We start from the raw sequence: 16,230 nt of genomic DNA on the forward strand, positions 1-16,230 counted from the left end.
CTCGGGTCGCGGGCGCTCCACCGCGCGTCGGTCGCGGCCTGTTGCACGGACTCGGTTCCGCACGGCCTTGCCAGCTCGTCCCGGACAGCACACCCCGTCTGTTCCGGTCTGTCCCCGGCCGCGCATCCGTGGCCGTCGCAGGAGGAGTACGAGTGAGACGAACCCCCCGTACCAGACGCACCCCCCGCACGGCGTCCGCCGCAGGAGCCCTTGTGGCCGCCGCCGCGCTCGTGGCCGTCGGCGTCCAGACGGTCCCGGCGACGGCCGCGCCCGCCGCCCCGCACCCCAGCCCCCTGCGCACCGGGGGCCTGCCGGCGAAGCTCACCCCGGCGCAGCACACCGCGCTGGTGAAGGACGCCGCGAAGGAGACCGCCGCGACCGCCGGCTCCCTGGGCCTGGGGGCCAAGGAGAAGCTGGTCGTCAAGGACGTCGTCAAGGACAACGACGGCACACTGCACACCCGTTACGAGCGCACCTACGACGGCCTGCCGGTCCTCGGCGGCGACCTCGTCGTGCACACCCCGCCCGCCGCCGAGGCCACCGGTACGGTGAGCACCACCTTCGCGGGCAAGCGGACCATCAAGGTCGCCTCCACCACCCCGGCGTACGCCAAGTCCGCCGCCGAGACCAAGGCGCTCAAGGCCGCGAAGGCGCTCGACGCGCAGGACCCCACCGCCGACAGCGCCCGCAAGGTGATCTGGGCGGGCGACGGCACCCCGAAGCTCGCCTGGGAGACGGTGGTCGGCGGTCTCCAGGAGGACGGCACGCCCAGCAGGCTGCACGTGATCACGGACGCGGCCACGGGCGCGGAGCTCTACCGCTACCAGGACATCAAGAACGGCACCGGCAACACCCAGTACAGCGGCACGGTCACGCTGAACACCACGCTGTCCGGCTCGACGTACCAGCTGTACGACACCACGCGCGGCGGCCACAAGACGTACAGCCTCAACAACGGCACGTCAGGCACCGGCACCCTGATGACCGACTCCGACGACGTCTGGGGCACCGGGTCCGGGTCCAACACCCAGACCGCGGGCGCCGACGCCGCCTACGGCGCGCAGGAGACCTGGGACTTCTACAAGAACACCTTCGGCCGCAGCGGCATCAAGAACAACGGCGTCGCGGCCTACTCACGCGTCCACTACAGCTCGTCGTACGTCAACGCGTTCTGGGACGACAGCTGCTTCTGCATGACCTACGGCGACGGCTCGGGCGGTACCCACGCGCTGACCTCGCTCGATGTCGCGGGCCACGAGATGAGCCACGGCGTCACCTCCAACACCGCGAACCTCAACTACACCGGTGAGTCGGGCGGCCTGAACGAGGCGACCTCCGACATCTTCGGCACGGGCGTGGAGTTCTACGCGAACAACAGCAACGACATCGGTGACTACCTCATCGGCGAAGAGATCGACATCAACGGCGACGGCTCCCCGCTGCGCTACATGGACAAGCCGAGCAAGGACGGCGGTTCCGCCGACTCCTGGTACTCCGGCGTCGGCAATCTCGACGTGCACTACTCCTCGGGCCCGGCGAACCACATGTTCTACCTGCTCTCCGAGGGCAGCGGCACCAAGGTGATCAACGGCACCACCTACAACAGCTCGACCTCCGACGGTGTCGCCGTCGCGGGGATCGGCCGGGCCGCGGCGCTCCAGATCTGGTACAAGGCGCTGACGACGTACATGACGTCGACGACCAACTACGCGAGCGCCCGCACCGCCGCGCTGAACGCCGCGACCGCCTTGTACGGGGCGAGCTCCACCCAGTACGCGGGTGTCGCGAACGCCTTCGCCGGCATCAACGTCGGCAGCCACGTCACCCCGCCGACCAGCGGCGTCACGGTCACCAACCCGGGCAGCCAGTCGTCCGTCATCGGCACCGCGGTGAGCCTCCAGATCGCGGCCTCCTCCACCAACAGCGGTTCGCTGACCTACGCCGCCAGCGGTCTGCCCACCGGCCTGTCGATCAACAGCTCCACCGGCGCGATCACCGGCACCCCGACCACGGCGGGCACCTACAGCACCACCGTCACGGTGACCGACTCCACCGGCGCCACCGGCACCGCCAGCTTCACCTGGACGGTCAGCTCCACCGGCGGCGGCACCTGCACCTCCACGCAGCTCCTGGGCAACGCGGGCTTCGAGTCGGGCAACACGACCTGGACCGCCAGCAGCGGCGTGATCACCAACGACAGCGACCAGGCCGCCCACGGCGGCTCGTACAAGGCGTGGCTGGACGGCTACGGGTCCACGCACACCGACACGCTCTCCCAGTCGGTGGCCATCCCGAGCGGTTGCAAGGCCTCGCTGACCTTCTACCTGCACATCGACACGTCGGAGACCACGAGCAGCTCGCAGTACGACAAGCTCACGGTCACCGCCGGATCGACGACCCTGGCGACGTACTCGAACCTGAACGCCGCCTCGGGCTACACCCAGAAGACCTTCGACCTGTCCTCGCTGGCGGGCTCCACGGTCACCCTGAAGTTCTCCGGTGTCGAGGACTCCTCGCTCCAGACGAGCTTCGTGATCGACGACACGGCCCTGACGACCAGCTGATTTCCGCGAGGGGAACGGCGGCACCCGGCACCCCGAAGGGGGAGCCGGGTGCCGCCGTGCGCCCGGAGCCCGTGCTCTCAGGCGTCCGGGCGCCCCTTCATGGCCGCCTCCATCGCGATCAGCTCCTCGTTCGGCACGGCGCCGCCGAAGCGGCGGTCGCGCTGGGCGTACTCGACGCAGGCGCGCCACAGGTCACGGCGGTCGAAGTCCGGCCACAGCACGTCCTGGAAGACCATCTCGGCGTACGCGCTCTGCCAGAGCAGGTAGTTGGACGTGCGCTGCTCGCCGCTCGGCCGCAGGAACAGGTCCACGTCCGGCATGTCCGGGTAGTAGAGGTACTTCGCGAACGTCTTCTCGCTGACCTTGGACGGGTCGAGCCGGCCCGCCTTCACGTCCTGTGCCAGCGCCAGCGCCGCGTCCGCGATCTCGGCACGGCCCCCGTAGTTCATGCAGAAGTACAGCGTGAGCTTGTCGTTGCCCTTGGTCTGCTCCTGGGCGACCTGGAGCTCCTTGGCCACCGACTTCCACAGCCTGGGCATCCGGCCCACCCAGCGCACCCGGATGCCGAGCGCGTCGAGCTGGTCGCGGGTCTTGCGGATGAAGTCGCGGTTGAAGTTCATCAGGAAGCGCACCTCGTCCGGCGAACGCTTCCAGTTCTCGGTGGAGAACGCGTACAGCGAGATCGCCTCGACGCCCACCTCGATCGCCCCCTGGAGCACGTCCAGGACGCGCTCGGCGCCGACCTTGTGCCCCTCGGTGCGCGGCAGCCCCCGCTCCTTCGCCCAGCGCCCGTTGCCGTCCATGACGATCGCCACGTGGCCGGGGACCAGCTCGCCGGGGAGCTTCGGTGCGCGGGCACCGGACGGGTGCGGCTCCGGCGTCTTGTACTCGCGCCGCTGGCGCCCCAGGATCCCGCGTACGGCCATGTGCTTCTCGTCTCCTCGGTCTCGACGTACTCGACTGCGCCCGGTCGGCCCGGCCGCCGCGGCGGCTACGCCTGCTTCTCCACGTACCGCAGCGAGCGCAGGCCCCGCTCCAGGTGCCAGTGCAGATAGGCCGACACCAGGCCGCTGCCCTCCCGGACGTACCGCGGCTCGCAGGCGTCCGCGGTCTCCCAGTCTCCCGTGAGCAGTGCGCCCAGCAGTTCCAGGGCACCCGCAGAGGGTACGACGCTGCCCGGCACCCGGCAGTCGGCGCACACCGAGCCGCCCGCCGCCACCGAGAAGAACCGGTTGGGACCGGGCATACCGCACTTCGCGCAGTCGCCGAAGCTGGGCGCGTAGCCGTTGACGGCGAGGGAGCGCAGCAGGAAGGCGTCGAGGACGAGGTGCGGCTCGTGCTCGCCGCGGGCCAGCGTGCGCAGCCCGCCGACCAGCAGCAGGTACTGCTGGACCGCCGGCTCGCCCTCGTGGTCGGTGAACCGCTCCGCGGTCTCCAGCATCGCGGTGCCCGCCGTGTAGCGCGCGTAGTCCGTCACGATGCCGCCGCCGTACGGCGCGATCGTCTCGCTCTGCGTGCACAGCGGCAGCCCGCGCCCGATCAGGTCGCTCCCCCGCGCGAAGAACTGCACGTCCACGTGCGAGAACGGCTCCAGCCTGGCCCCGAACTTCGACTTGGTGCGGCGCACCCCGCGGGCCACGGCGCGTACCCGGCCGTGACCGCGGGTGAGCAGGGTGATGATCCGGTCCGCCTCACCCAGCTTCTGGGTGCGCAGCACGATGCCGTCGTCGCGGAACAGACTCATGGCGTCCATTCTCCCCTACACCGCGGACACCCCGGCGCGGCAGCCTCCGCGGGGCCCGAGCCCCGGGCGGGGCGCCCTCACCCCACCCCGTGCGACTCCTGCGCCGCCCTCGCCTCGATGCCCCGGAAGTGGTCCGCCATCGCGCGCTGTGCCGACTCGACGTCGCGGGCCCGGAGGGCCGTGACGATGTCGCGGTGGCGGCGGACGGTGAGTTCGGGGGCCGGGTCGTCGGTCCAGCCGCGGGCGCCCGCCACCCGGCGGAAGACGGTCCAGAAGGCGCCGAGCAGCTGTGGGACCAGGGCGTTGCCGAGCGAGGCGTACAGCAGCTCGTGGAACTCGCGGTCCAGCTCGGGGAAGGGCAGCCCCTCGTCGCCCGCCTCCTCCATCCGTACGACGATCGCTTCGAGGCGGTCCAGCTCCTCCTCGGAGAGGGTCGCCGCGACGCGCCGGATCAGCCCCTCCTCCAGGACCTCGCGGACCTGGAGGATCTCGGTCAGCGCGCTGGTGTCGTCGTCGGGCCGGGCGAGCGTGCGGAAGGTGAGGCCGTCCACGAGCGGGGTCAGCGAGGCCTGCCCGACGTAGGTGCCGTAGCCGTGTCTGATTTCCACTATGTCCAGGGCCTGGAGGGCCTTGAGCGCCTCGCGGACGGAGTTGCGGCTGACGCCGAGGTCCTCCATCAGCTCCGTCTCGGTGGGCAGCGCCGCTCCCGCCGGAAGCCTGCGGTCCAGGATGAGCTGCGTCACCTCGCGCTGGATCTGGCTGCTCACCCGCCGCTCCCGGGAGATGCGCATCCCGGTGGGCCTGGGCCTGGGCCGGTTCCCGGTCTCCTCAGACATGCGCCGCATCGTACGCTCACTGGACATCCGACGTCCCACCTCCGGACGGAACAAACTCCAACTACCCTGTTTCACGCCGTCATTGGTCGCACCTCTGGAAGATACGCCATTCGTGCGCGAGCCCTTGACCGCCCTGACATGCCCTCTTATGGTCACGCTGCCCCCTATGACGTAGGACGTCGTATCTCCCACTTCTCGCTGGAGGACCCGTGCGCGACGTGACCCACACTCCTGCGCCGCAGCGCCGGACGTTCCTGAAGTACGGCGGCGCACTGGGCGCGGCCGCCGCCCTCTCCTCCTCGCTGTCCGCCTGTTCGTCGGGACCGGAGTCGACCAATGACACCAGCGGCGGCAAGGGCGGCAAGAACGCGACACTGACCGCGGTCATCGGGTACGGCAACGACGGAAGCTGGGACCCGACGCAGACCGCGTCCGCCTTCTCCATGGCCGCCAACAACCATATCTACGAGGGTCTGCTCGACACCGACCCGATCTCCCGCGAGCCCTACGCGGCGCTCGCCACCCAGGTGCCCTCCGACCTCACCGGCACCTCCTGGAAGTTCGAACTGCGCGCGGGCGCCACCTTCCACGACGGCAAGCCCGTCACCGCGGACGACGTCGTCTTCGTCTTCGACCGGATCCTCGATCCCAGGACCACCACGCTCGCCCAGGGGTTCTTCGCCTCCTGGCTGAAGGAGGCCAGAAAGATCGACGCCCAGAACGTGGAGCTGGTGCTCAAGTACCCGTTCCCGGAGGGCGTCTCGCGGCTCACCCTGGCCAAGATCATGCCCAAGCACGTGTTCTCGCGGCCGGGAGCCTGGGAGGACGCGATCAAGGGCAAGGCGATCGGCTCGGGCCCGTACCGGCAGACCGCGCACCACCCGAAGTCCAACACCACCTTCGAGGCGTACGCGGACTACAACGGCCCGCGCAAGGCCGCCTTCCAGAAGATGAACTGGCTGACGATCGTGGACGCCGCGCCCCGCGTCGCGAAGATCTCCGGCTCCAGCGCCGACGGCGAGATCGCCGACAACATCCCGTACGCCAACATCGAGCAGCTCAAGAAGGGCGGCCTCACCGTGCAGGGCGGGGCCGGCATGAACAACCTCTTCCTGATGTTCAACACCAAGCACAAGCCCTTCGACGACGTACGCGTCCGGCAGGCGCTGCACTACGCCATCGACACCGGCAAGATGGTCGAGGTGGCGCTCAAGGGCCACGGAAAGCCGTCGAGCTCCTTCCTCAACGAGGGCAATCCGTCCTACCGGCCGGCCAAGACCGTCTACGACTACGACCCGGACAAGGCGAAGAAGCTCCTCGAGGAGGCCGGGGTCGACAAGCTGAAGATCGAGATCCTGGCCGTCAACGTGAGCTGGATCGTGGACTGCCTGCCGACGATCAAGGCGTCCTGGGACGCGATCGGCGTCGAGACCACGCTCTCCCCGCAGGAGACCACGGCCGTCTTCACCAAGATGGACCAGAAGCAGGACTACCAGGTGGTCGCCGCCGCCTCGAACCCCAATCAGTTCGGCCTCGACGCCGACCTGATCATGCACTACAACTACGGCCCCGAGAACATCTGGATGGGCTACGCCCGCTGGGCCGGGAACTCCGTGGCCAGACAGCTCTTCAAGGACATGGACCGGGCGACGCGGGAGCCGGACGCCGACAAGAAGAAGACGATGATCCAGGACTACATCGACGTCGTCGCCGAACAGGCCGTGCTCTACCCGGTCGTCCACAACGAGCTGATGACCGCCTGGGACCCCGAGAAGCTGACGGGCGTACGGGCCCAGCCCTACCCGGGCATCAACCTCCTCCAGGCGAAGTGGGCCTGAGCAGGGGGAGACAGAGGTACGGGAGAGGCACGGGAGAGGTAGTCGTTCGTGGTCACCGTCGTCAGAATCCTGATCCGCCGCATCGCCCTGCTGGTGCCGCTGATGCTCGGCATCGTGCTCTTCGTGTTCCTGGTGATGCGGTTCTCGGACGTCGACCCGGCGTCCGCGTTCTTCCAGGGCGCCAATCCGACCCCCCGGCAACTGCACGACTTCCGGGAGGACAACGGGCTCCTCGATCCGCTGCCGGTCCGCTACGCCCACTTCGTCGGCGACCTGCTCCACGGTGACATGGGCACCAGCGCGCTGACCCGGGCGCCCGTCGTCGACCAGGTCACCACCGCCCTGCCGCTCACCCTCCAGCTGACCTTCCTCGGCCTCGGCGTCGCGGTGGTGCTCTCGCTGCTCGGCGGGGTCACCGCCGCGATCTACCGCGACCGGCTGCCCGACCAGGTCATCCGGATCGTCTCGCTCACCGGCGTCGCGGCCCCCGGTTTCTGGCTGGCGCTGCTGATGATCCAGTACCTGGCGGTCGACCTCGGCTGGTTCCCGACCGGCGGCTACGTCAACCCGGCCGACTCGCTGACCGGCTGGCTGAAGACGATGACGCTGCCCGCCCTCGCGCTGTCGCTGCCGGTCGCCGCCCAGCTCACCCGGATCGTGCGCACGGCCGTGGTGGAGGAACTGGACAAGGACTACGTCCGCACCGCGATCGGCAGCGGGCTGCCGCCGGTCGTGGTGGTCGGCCGCAACGTGCTGCGCAACGCCCTGATCAACCCGCTGACCGTGCTCGGCCTGCGCGTGGGCTATCTGCTCGGCGGTGCCGTCGTCATCGAGACGATCTTCTCGCTGCCCGGGATGGGCAAGCTGATGATCGACGCGGTGAAGAACGGCGACCCGGCGGTCGTCCAGGGCGTCGTCCTGACCACCGCCACCGGCTTCGTGGTGGTGAACCTCGCCATCGACATCCTGTACCTGCTGGTCAATCCGCGTCTGCGGGAGGCGACCCGATGATCACTCGCAGGCGTCTCGCGGAGACCCTCTCGCGCCCCGGCATCCGGCTGCGCGGCCCGCGCCGGCTCCCGCTGCTGTCCAAGGCCGCGGTCGGCTTCCTCGCCGTGGTCGTCCTGATGGCGCTGTTCGCGCCGCTGCTCGCGCCGCACGACCCGCTCGACCAGCAGCCGCTGGTGGACGGCACCGGCCACCCCTCCGGCAGCCACTGGACGGGCCAGGACAGTCTGGGCCGGGACATCCTCAGCCGGCTGATGTACGGGGCCCGCTGGTCGCTCGCCATCGGCCTGGGCGCCACCGGGCTCGCCCTCGTCGTGGGCGCCCTGATCGGCGCGGTCGCGGCGACCTCCCGCAAGGCGGTCGACGAGACGCTGATGCGCTGCCTGGACGTCGTGATGGCGTTCCCCGGAATCGCCCTCGCGGCGGTCCTCGTCGCCGTGTTCGGCGGCGGCATCACCGTCCTGATCTGCGCCATCGCGTTCCTGTTCACCCCGCCGGTGGCCCGGGTCGTCCGCGCCAACGTGCTCGACCAGTACGGCGAGGACTACGTGACCGCGGAACGGGTGATCGGCGCCCGCACCCCGCACATCGTGATCCGCCACGTGGCCGTCAACTGCGCGGCGCCGGTCCTGGTGTTCTGCACCGTGCAGGTCGCCGAGGCCATCGTCTTCGAGGCGTCGCTGTCGTTCATCGGCGCCGGTGTCCGCCCGCCCGACCCGTCCTGGGGCAGCGTCATCGCCGACGGCAAGAACATGGTGCTGACCGGCGGCTGGTGGGCGACCGTCTTCCCCGGGCTGCTGATGCTGATCACCGTGCTGTCCCTGAACATCCTCTCCGAGGGGGTGTCCGACGCCTGGGCGGCGCCCGCCGCCCGCGACGTCCCCGCGCGCACCGACGCCGACCGGCTCCAGGCGCCGGAGCCCGGCACCGGCGAGATCCTGCCGCTGCCGGGGCTCACCGAGGCGGCACGACGGCTGCGGTCCAGAGCCCGGCCACTGCCCGCCGGACAGCCGGTCCTCGCCGTGGAGAACCTGGCCATCGGCTTCCCCGACCGGCACCGCGGCGTCGACATCGTCGACGGCATCAGCTTCGAGGTGCAGCCCGGCGAGGTCCTGGGGCTGGTCGGCGAGTCCGGCTGCGGCAAGTCGCTGACCGCGCTCGCGGTGATGGGCCTGGAGCCGAAGGGCGCCCGGATCCGCGGCCACGTACGGTTCGGGCAGCGGCAGCTGGTGGGCGAGCCGGCCCGCGTCCGGCGCAGGCTGCTGGGCCACGAGATGGCCATGGTCTACCAGGACGCGCTGTCCTCCCTGAACCCGGCGATGACCATCCGCGCCCAGCTCAGGCAGGTCGTCCGCCGGGGCGGCAGGCGCACCCCGGCCGAACTCCTCGAACTGGTCGGCCTCGACCCCGAACGCACCCTGCGCAGCTACCCGCACGAGCTCTCCGGCGGCCAGCGCCAGCGCGTCCTGATCGCCATGGCGCTCTCCCGCAGCCCCAGGCTGATCGTCGCCGACGAGCCGACCACCGCCCTCGACGTCACCGTCCAGGCGCAGATCATCGAGCTGCTGCTGCGGCTGCGCGAAGAGCTGGGCTTCGCGCTGATCCTCGTCAGCCACGACCTGGCGCTGGTCGCGGACGTCACGGACCGGGTCGTCGTCATGTACGGCGGCCAGATCGTCGAGACGGGCGTGACGGCCGACCTGGTGGAGGCGCCGGCCCACCACTACACGCGCGGTCTGCTGGGCAGCGTGCTGTCCCTGGAGTCGGCGGCCGAGCGGATGACCCAGATCAAGGGCGTGGTGCCGTCCCCCGCCGACTTCCCCGCGAGCTGCCGGTTCTCCGGCCGCTGCCCGCTGGCGAGCGAGGTCTGCCGCACGACGGCGCCCGGCCTGCTGGGCGTCCCCGCGCACACGGCCGCCTGCCACCACCCCGCGATCGACCTGGCCGCGGACGCCACCACGGAAAGCGAGACCGTGAAGTGAACGCACTCGTCACGCTGTCCGGCGCGCACGTCGTCCACAAGGCGCGCAGCGGCGGCCTGCTGAAGCGGGACCGGGTGTACGCGCTCACCGGCGCCGATCTGACCGTGGCGCCCGGCGAGACGGTCGGCGTGGTCGGCGAGTCGGGGTGCGGCAAGTCGACGCTGGCCAAGGTGCTGGTGGGCGTGGACCGTCCGACCCACGGCACGGTGCGCTTCGGCGACCGGGACCTGTGGTCGATGAACCCGGCCGAACGGCGGACGGTCGTCGGCCGCTCCACCGGCATGATCTTCCAGGATCCCTCGACCGCCCTCAACCGCCGCCTGACGGTCCGGCAGATCCTGCGGGACCCGCTAGACGTGCACCGGCGCGGCACCTCCGCCGAACGCGAGACCCGGGTACGGGAGCTGATGTCCCTGGTCGGACTGCCCCGCGCGCTCGCCGACGGCCTGCCGGGACAGCTCTCCGGCGGCCAGCGCCAGCGGGTGGCGATCGCCCGCGCGCTGGCGCTCGACCCGGACCTGGTCGTCGCCGACGAACCGACCAGCGCCCTCGACGTCTCCGTCCGCGCCCAGATCCTCAATCTCCTGCTCGACCTCAAGGAACGCCTCGGGCTCGCGCTGGTCTTCGTCTCGCACGACATCCAGACGGTGCGCCGGATGAGCGACCGGGTGATCACCATGTACCTGGGCCGGATCGTGGAGGAGACCCCGGCGGACCGGGTGACCGACCGGGCCCGGCACCCGTACACGCGGGCGCTGTTCTCCGCGACGCCAGGACTGCTCGACCCCATCGACCCGATCCCGCTCGCCGGGCCCGTACCGTCGGCGGTCCGGCCGCCCAGCGGCTGCCCGTTCCGCACCCGCTGCTGGAAGGCCGACGAGGCGTGCGCCGCCGCCATGCCGGACGTCTCGACGGCCTCCTCCCCCGACCACCGCTACCGCTGCCACCACCCCGTGGCGGAGGACCAGTCGACGCGCGCCCTGGTCGTCCAGGCCGAGTCGGCCGCCCCCGCCCCGGCCACCGCCATGGCCGACAACATCCCCGCCCAGCCCGCCGGGAGCACCGAGTCCGCCCGGCGGCGAGAACCCTAGGGAGCCCGCATGCCGATCCCCACCCCGCTCACCGGTGTCGTACCGCCCGTCTGCACCCCGCTGACACCGGAGGGCGAAGTCGACGTGGACTCGCTCGTCGCACTGGTGGACCATCTGGTGGCGGGCGGCGTGCACGGCCTGTTCGTCCTCGGCTCCACCTCGGAGGCGGCCTATCTGACCGACGCGCGGCGCGAGCTCGTGGTACGGACCGTGGTGGCGCACGTCGCCGGGCAACTGCCGGTCCTGGCGGGCGTCATCGACATGACCACGCCCCGGGTGCTCGACCACGTGGCGTCCGTGACCGCGGCGGGCGCGGACGCCGTCGTCGCCACCGCGCCCTTCTACACCCGCACCCACCCCGCCGAGATCGCCCGCCACTACCGGCTGCTCGCCGGCCGCTCCACGGTCCCGGTCCTCGCCTACGACCTTCCCGCCTCCGTGCACAGCAAGCTCCCCGCCGAGCTGGTCCTCGAACTCGCCGCGGACGGCACGCTGTCCGGCCTGAAGGACTCCAGCGGCGACCTGGCCGCCTTCCGCTCCGTCGTCACCGGCGCCCGCGCCCTGCACGGCGGCGCCTTCTCCGTCCTGACCGGCTCCGAACTGACCGTCGACTCGGCGCTCGCGCTCGGCGCGGACGGAGCGGTGCCGGGCCTGGCCAACGTCGACCCGGAGGGGTACGTACGCCTGGACCGGCTCTGCCGGGCGGGCGACTGGCCCCGCGCCCGCGCCGAACAGGAGCGGCTGTGCGCCCTGTTCGGCATGGTCGGCGCGGGCGACCCGGCCCGCATGGGCGGCAGCTCGTCCGGGCTCGGCGCCTTCAAGGCGGCCCTCTACCTGCGGGGCGTCATCGCCTGCCCGGCGACGGCGGAGCCGCAGGTGCCGCTGTCGGCGGACGAGGTGGCGCGGGTGGGCAAGTACCTGGCGGGCGCGGGCCTGCTGTGACGGCGGGCCCGCTACGGCTGCGGGCCCGCTGTGACGGCGGCTATTCCACCAGTTCGTTCACCGGCAGCCGCCGGAACTCGATCCGCTCGTACGTCCCCGTGTCCCCCGTCTCGTACAGCAGGCCCACCCGGTGCGCGCCGAGCCGAACCAGGTCCGAGTACGCGGCCGGCCGCTCGGCGAGGGTCACCGCCCGGGTGAAGCTCGCGCCCGCGTCCGTGCTGCGCCAGACGGCCATGGTGCGGCGGGCGGTCGGCACGGAGGGGCCGGAGAAGAGCAGCGGAGCGTGCCGGCCGCGCAGTTGCAGCACGCTGCCCTGGACGACCGGCACGTCGTTCAGGCCGGGCTGCACCGCGTACGGGCGCTCCAGGGTCTCGCCGCCGTCGCGGGAGTAGCTGTCGAGCCGGTTCCCCGTGCTCGTGCCGTTCTGGTCACGTGCGCTGAAGTAGAGCCGCCCGTCGGGCAGTTCGGCCGCGACGGACTCGTTGGCGTTGTCCACGCCGTCGTAGGAGTCGTCCACGAAGCCGAGCCGCCAGGTGGCGCCGCCGTCGTCGCTGTAGACCGCGTGGGCGCCGTAGTACCTGGCCTCCTGCCCGGTGTCGGACGAGCCCGCGGGCGGTACGGCGGAGTGGTTGGACGGGATCACCAGGCGTCCGGCGTGCGGGCCGCGGGTGAGCGCGACGGCGTGCCCGGGACCGGTCGCGTACCACCGCCAGTCCGGCCGCTTCACCGCCGCCGTGATGTCCCGCGGCGCGGAGAAGCGGCGCCCGTCGTCCCGGCTCGTCTGCACGAAGACGCGGCGGCTCTGCTCGGGCGTGACCTCGCCGCGCATGATCTGCGCCTCGGTCACGGCACCGCTGTTGTACGAGGTGAGGAGGACGACCCGGCCGGTCCTCGGGTCGACGACGGGCGCCGGGTTGCCGCGCGTGTCCCCGTCCCCGGCGGCGACGACGGTGAGCGGGCCCCAGGTGCAGCCGCCGTCCGCCGAGCGTCTGAGGACGACGTCGATGTCACCCGTGTCGCCCGCGCTGTTGTGTCTGCCCTCGGCGAAGGCGAGCACCGTGCCCGCCCGCGTGGTGACGGTCGCCGGGATGCGGTAGGTGTCGTAGCCGTCCTGGCCCGCGGTGTACGGCACGGAGGAGACGCAGCCGTGCGCGGGCGAGGGCGTGGCGGCGGAGGCGGAGGCGGAGGCGGCGGACGTGCCGGTGACCGCGAGGGCGGTGAGCAGTCCGGTGGCCGCCGCCACCGTGACCGTGCGGCTGGTACGGCTCATGCGGCTCATGGCTCTCCCGGGGCGAGGCGCGGCGGGGCGGGGCACGCGAGGGCGAGTCGGGGGTTACTCCGCGCGGTGGCCCGGCGGCGCCGCTACTCCCCGGGGAGTACGTCCGGCGCCCCGGAGCCCCCGGGATGCTCAGGACGGCATGCGGGCCGACTCCAGGAGCCGGGTCACGTCCTCGGAGCAGAGGGTCAGCGCCGCGCCCACCGTGGCGAGCACGTCCCGTTCGGCGGTCGTGTAGGTCCCGTCGGCCAGGGCGATGCGGGCGCCCTGGAGCAGTACCGCCTCACGGCCCGCGGGGGCGAGGTGCGGGGCCAGCGGGTCGAGCGCCTCGTGCAGTTCTATGGCGAGCCCGGCGCCGCACGGCTCACCGTGGATGCGGCCGGTATCGGCGGCGAGCGCCTCGACGAGGGCGTTGAGTCCGTCCACCGTGCAGTCGTCGAAGCCTGCGGCGCGCACGGCGGTGGCGGCCGTCTCCAGGGCGGGGCGGGCGCAGCTGCCGCCCGCGGCGAGCACCGCGAGGGCCACGGTGTGCACGGCGTCGCGGAGCATCGCCGCGAAGCGGGTGGTGGTCGGGTGGTCCAGGACGTCGGTCCCGTAGTGGTGCCGGCAGGCGGCGCACTCGACGACGGGTCCGGTGTCGCCGCGCGCCAGGACCGGCAGGCCGAGCAGTGTGAAGCGGCGGCGTCCGGTGAGGCGCTGGTAGTTGCGGTCCCCTCCGCAGCCGGGGCAGAAGAACTCGCCGTCCCCGACGGCGGTCCACGCGGTGCGGACGCCCAGTACCCGGGACACACGACCAACGCGGGCAGTACGGCCGTTTCGTCCCCGTTCAGGCAGCACGTCGCACCTCCGTAGTGCCGCGGCAACATCGCCGCGCTGGCGTGATGTTAGCCACATTGTTGATGCGGAGTCAGTACCCCGGACGAGACCACTCCGTGACATCTGTGCGGATTGGCCGGTAAACGCCGTGGCCCCGCCCGCCGGTTCAGGCGGACAGGGCCGGGAAAAGCGCTGGTCGGACCGGTCAGCGGGCGGCGCGGTTCACCGCGGACACCACGGCCTTCAGCGAGGCACGTGTCGTATTCGCGTCGATGCCGATTCCCCACAGCACCTGACCGTCGATCGCGCATTCGATGTACGAGGCGGCCTGCGCGGAGGCGCCCTCGCTCATCGTGTGCTCCTGGTAGTCGAGCAGCCGTACGTCGATGCCGACCGACTGCAAGGCCTCGAAGAACGCGGAGATCGGACCGTTGCCGGTGCCGGTCAGGACCGTGTCGGCGCCGTCGACCGTCGCCTCGACGGTGAGCGTGTCGACGCCGTCCTTGTCGGTCGTGGTCTGCCCGGCCTTCACCTGGATACGGCCCCAGGGGTTCTCGGGGTTGGGCAGGTACTCGTCCTGGAAGATCGCCCAGATGTCGTTCGGCGTGACCTCGCCGCCCTCGGCGTCCGTCTTGGCCTGGATGATCTTCGAGAACTCGATCTGCATCCGGCGCGGCAGGTCCAGCTTGTGGTCGTTCTTCAGGACGTAGGCGATACCGCCCTTGCCGGACTGCGAGTTGACGCGGATGACGGCCTCGTAGGAGCGGCCGACGTCCTTGGGGTCGATCGGCAGGTACGGGACGGCCCACTCGATGTCGTCGACCGTGACGCCCCTGTCCTTCGCGTCGGCCTCCATGGCGTCGAAGCCCTTCTTGATGGCGTCCTGGTGGGAGCCGGAGAAGGAGGTGTAGACGAGGTCGCCCACGTACGGGTGGCGCGGGTGGACCTCCATCTGGTTGCAGTACTCGGCGGTGCGCCGGACCTCGTCGATGCTGGAGAAGTCGATCTGCGGGTCGACGCCCTGCGAGAACAGGTTCATGCCCAGGGTGACCAGGTCGACGTTGCCGGTGCGCTCGCCCTGCCCGAACAGGCAGCCCTCGACACGGTCGGCGCCCGCCATCACGGCCAGTTCGGCGGCGGCGACGGCGGTGCCGCGGTCGTTGTGCGGGTGGGCGGACAGGCAGACGTACTCGCGGCGGGAGAGGTTGCGGCTCATCCACTCGAAGCGGTCCGCGTGCGTGGACGGCGTCGAGCGCTCCACGGTGGCGGGCAGGTTCAGGATGATCTCGCGGCCAGGACCCGGCTGGTAGACGTCCATGACGGCCTCGCAGACCTCCAGGGCGAAGTCCAGCTCGGTGTCGGTGAAGATCTCGGGGCTGTACTGGTAGCCGAACGTGGTCCGCTCGTCGAGCAGCTTCTCCGCGTACTCCATGACCAGCCGGGTGCCGTCCACGGCGATCTGCTTGATCTGGTCCTTCGAGCCGCGGAAGACGACCCGGCGGAAGACCGGCGCCGTGGCGTTGTACAGGTGGACGGTGGCGCGCCTGGCGCCGACCAGGGACTCCACGGTCCGCTCGATCAGGTCCTCACGGGCCTGGGTCAGTACGGAGATCGTGACGTCGTCCGGGATTGCGCCCTCTTCCTCGATGATCGAGCGGACGAAATCGAAGTCCGTCTGCCCGGAGGCGGGGAAGCCGACCTCGATCTCCTTGTAGCCCATCTTGACCAGCAGGTCGAACATCTCGCGCTTGCGGGCCGGCGACATGGGATCGATCAGCGCCTGGTTGCCGTCGCGCAGGTCGGTGGAGAGCCAGCGGGGGGCGACGGTGATCCGGTTGTCCGGCCAGGTGCGGCCTTCGATGTCGACCTGCTGGTACGGCTGGTACTTGTGGACCGGCATGGACGTGGGCTGCTGGCGGTTCGGCATGATGCGAGGGCTCCTCGAAGGTGTCCGAGTGGACGGCCGACGGCGCAACGCCAGACTCCGCGGGGAGGGGGTCGGCCTCGACTACAGGCCCTCGCCGCGGCAGCTAAGGAGAAGCAGCCCGAAACGCATGATGTTCCGCAGCCTAACCGGTCCGCCGGGAATGCGAAGACCCGTTTCAGTATGCGGGATCGCCGGGAGGGAAGGGG

12 protein-coding genes are annotated in these 16,230 nt (G+C 71.2%); 6 read left to right on the top strand and 6 right to left on the bottom strand.

All coding sequences use genetic code 11. The annotated features are described in order from the left end of the window. Positions 1 to 212: 212 nt before the first annotated feature. Complete coding sequence (locus ACFV6E_RS15825; RefSeq protein WP_385462072.1) at positions 213 to 2,564, top strand: M4 family metallopeptidase; 2,352 nt, start codon at positions 213 to 215, stop codon at positions 2,562 to 2,564. 77 nt (positions 2,565 to 2,641) lie between these two features. Here the strand turns inward: ACFV6E_RS15825 and ACFV6E_RS15830 are convergent, their stop codons facing one another. The 3 genes from ACFV6E_RS15830 to ACFV6E_RS15840 form a co-directional block, all read right to left on the bottom strand. After that, complete coding sequence (locus ACFV6E_RS15830; RefSeq protein WP_385159270.1) at positions 2,642 to 3,490, bottom strand: isoprenyl transferase; 849 nt, start codon at positions 3,488 to 3,490, stop codon at positions 2,642 to 2,644. Positions 3,491 to 3,555: 65 nt separating this feature from the next. After that, a complete protein-coding gene (gene recO / locus ACFV6E_RS15835; RefSeq protein ID WP_385159271.1) occupies positions 3,556 to 4,308 on the bottom strand; it encodes a DNA repair protein RecO in 753 nt (250 codons plus the stop codon). 77 nt (positions 4,309 to 4,385) lie between these two features. Then, entirely contained in the window at positions 4,386 to 5,153 is a 768-nt protein-coding gene (locus ACFV6E_RS15840) for a FadR/GntR family transcriptional regulator (RefSeq protein WP_385159273.1), read from the bottom strand. Positions 5,154 to 5,353: 200 nt separating this feature from the next. On the opposite strand from ACFV6E_RS15840, the gene ACFV6E_RS15845 reads away from it, so the two are divergent. From ACFV6E_RS15845 to ACFV6E_RS15865, 5 genes are read left to right on the top strand one after another with little or no spacing between them, the layout of a single operon-like run. Then, positions 5,354 to 6,982 carry an ABC transporter substrate-binding protein gene (locus ACFV6E_RS15845; RefSeq protein WP_385462075.1) on the top strand — a complete coding sequence of 543 codons (1,629 nt, stop codon included), beginning with the start codon at positions 5,354 to 5,356 and terminating at the stop codon, positions 6,980 to 6,982. A gap of 48 nt (positions 6,983 to 7,030) precedes the next feature. Next, positions 7,031 to 7,993 carry an ABC transporter permease gene (locus tag ACFV6E_RS15850; RefSeq protein WP_385159277.1) on the top strand — a complete coding sequence of 321 codons (963 nt, stop codon included), beginning with the start codon at positions 7,031 to 7,033 and terminating at the stop codon, positions 7,991 to 7,993. Continuing rightward, positions 7,990 to 9,972 (top strand): dipeptide/oligopeptide/nickel ABC transporter permease/ATP-binding protein, encoded by a 1,983-nt coding sequence (locus ACFV6E_RS15855; protein ID WP_385462078.1) that lies wholly within the window; start codon positions 7,990 to 7,992, stop codon positions 9,970 to 9,972. The genes ACFV6E_RS15850 and ACFV6E_RS15855 overlap by 4 nt, the downstream gene beginning before the upstream one ends. Continuing rightward, complete coding sequence (locus ACFV6E_RS15860) at positions 9,969 to 11,063, top strand: oligopeptide/dipeptide ABC transporter ATP-binding protein (protein WP_385159281.1); 1,095 nt, start codon at positions 9,969 to 9,971, stop codon at positions 11,061 to 11,063. Before ACFV6E_RS15855 ends, ACFV6E_RS15860 begins: the two co-directional genes overlap by 4 nt. A 9-nt stretch (positions 11,064 to 11,072) precedes the next feature. Beyond that, entirely contained in the window at positions 11,073 to 12,005 is a 933-nt protein-coding gene (locus ACFV6E_RS15865) for a dihydrodipicolinate synthase family protein (RefSeq protein ID WP_385462081.1), read from the top strand. Positions 12,006 to 12,045: 40 nt separating this feature from the next. Here ACFV6E_RS15865 and ACFV6E_RS15870 read toward each other — a convergent pair whose 3' ends face one another. The 3 genes from ACFV6E_RS15870 to leuA form a co-directional block, all read right to left on the bottom strand. Beyond that, the gene (locus ACFV6E_RS15870; RefSeq protein WP_385462083.1) at positions 12,046 to 13,275 is read right to left on the bottom strand and encodes an exo-alpha-sialidase; all 1,230 of its coding nucleotides are present in this window, start codon (positions 13,273 to 13,275) and stop codon (positions 12,046 to 12,048) included. A gap of 138 nt (positions 13,276 to 13,413) precedes the next feature. Beyond that, on the bottom strand, positions 13,414 to 14,118 hold the full coding sequence (locus tag ACFV6E_RS15875; protein WP_385159286.1) for a TerB family tellurite resistance protein: 705 nt from the start codon (positions 14,116 to 14,118) through the stop codon (positions 13,414 to 13,416). Positions 14,119 to 14,302: 184 nt separating this feature from the next. Beyond that, on the bottom strand, positions 14,303 to 16,024 hold the full coding sequence (leuA, locus tag ACFV6E_RS15880; RefSeq protein WP_385159288.1) for a 2-isopropylmalate synthase: 1,722 nt from the start codon (positions 16,022 to 16,024) through the stop codon (positions 14,303 to 14,305). Positions 16,025 to 16,230: the final 206 nt, after the last annotated feature.

It is taken from the genome of Streptomyces sp. NPDC059785, assembly GCF_042732375.1.
GTDB lineage: Bacteria > Actinomycetota > Actinomycetes > Streptomycetales > Streptomycetaceae > Streptomyces.

Excerpts from the sequence above, each read along its gene's own strand:
- ACFV6E_RS15855 (WP_385462078.1), top strand. The coding sequence starts at position 7,990 with ATGATCACTCGCAGGCGTCTCGCGGAGACCCTCTCGCGCCCCGGCATC.
- ACFV6E_RS15870 (WP_385462083.1), bottom strand. The coding sequence starts at position 13,275 with ATGAGCCGTACCAGCCGCACGGTCACGGTGGCGGCGGCCACCGGACTG.
- ACFV6E_RS15865 (WP_385462081.1), top strand. The coding sequence starts at position 11,073 with ATGCCGATCCCCACCCCGCTCACCGGTGTCGTACCGCCCGTCTGCACC.
- ACFV6E_RS15830 (WP_385159270.1), bottom strand. The coding sequence starts at position 3,490 with ATGGCCGTACGCGGGATCCTGGGGCGCCAGCGGCGCGAGTACAAGACG.
- recO (WP_385159271.1), bottom strand. The coding sequence starts at position 4,308 with ATGAGTCTGTTCCGCGACGACGGCATCGTGCTGCGCACCCAGAAGCTG.
- leuA (WP_385159288.1), bottom strand. The coding sequence starts at position 16,024 with ATGCCGAACCGCCAGCAGCCCACGTCCATGCCGGTCCACAAGTACCAG.
- ACFV6E_RS15840 (WP_385159273.1), bottom strand. The coding sequence starts at position 5,153 with ATGCGGCGCATGTCTGAGGAGACCGGGAACCGGCCCAGGCCCAGGCCC.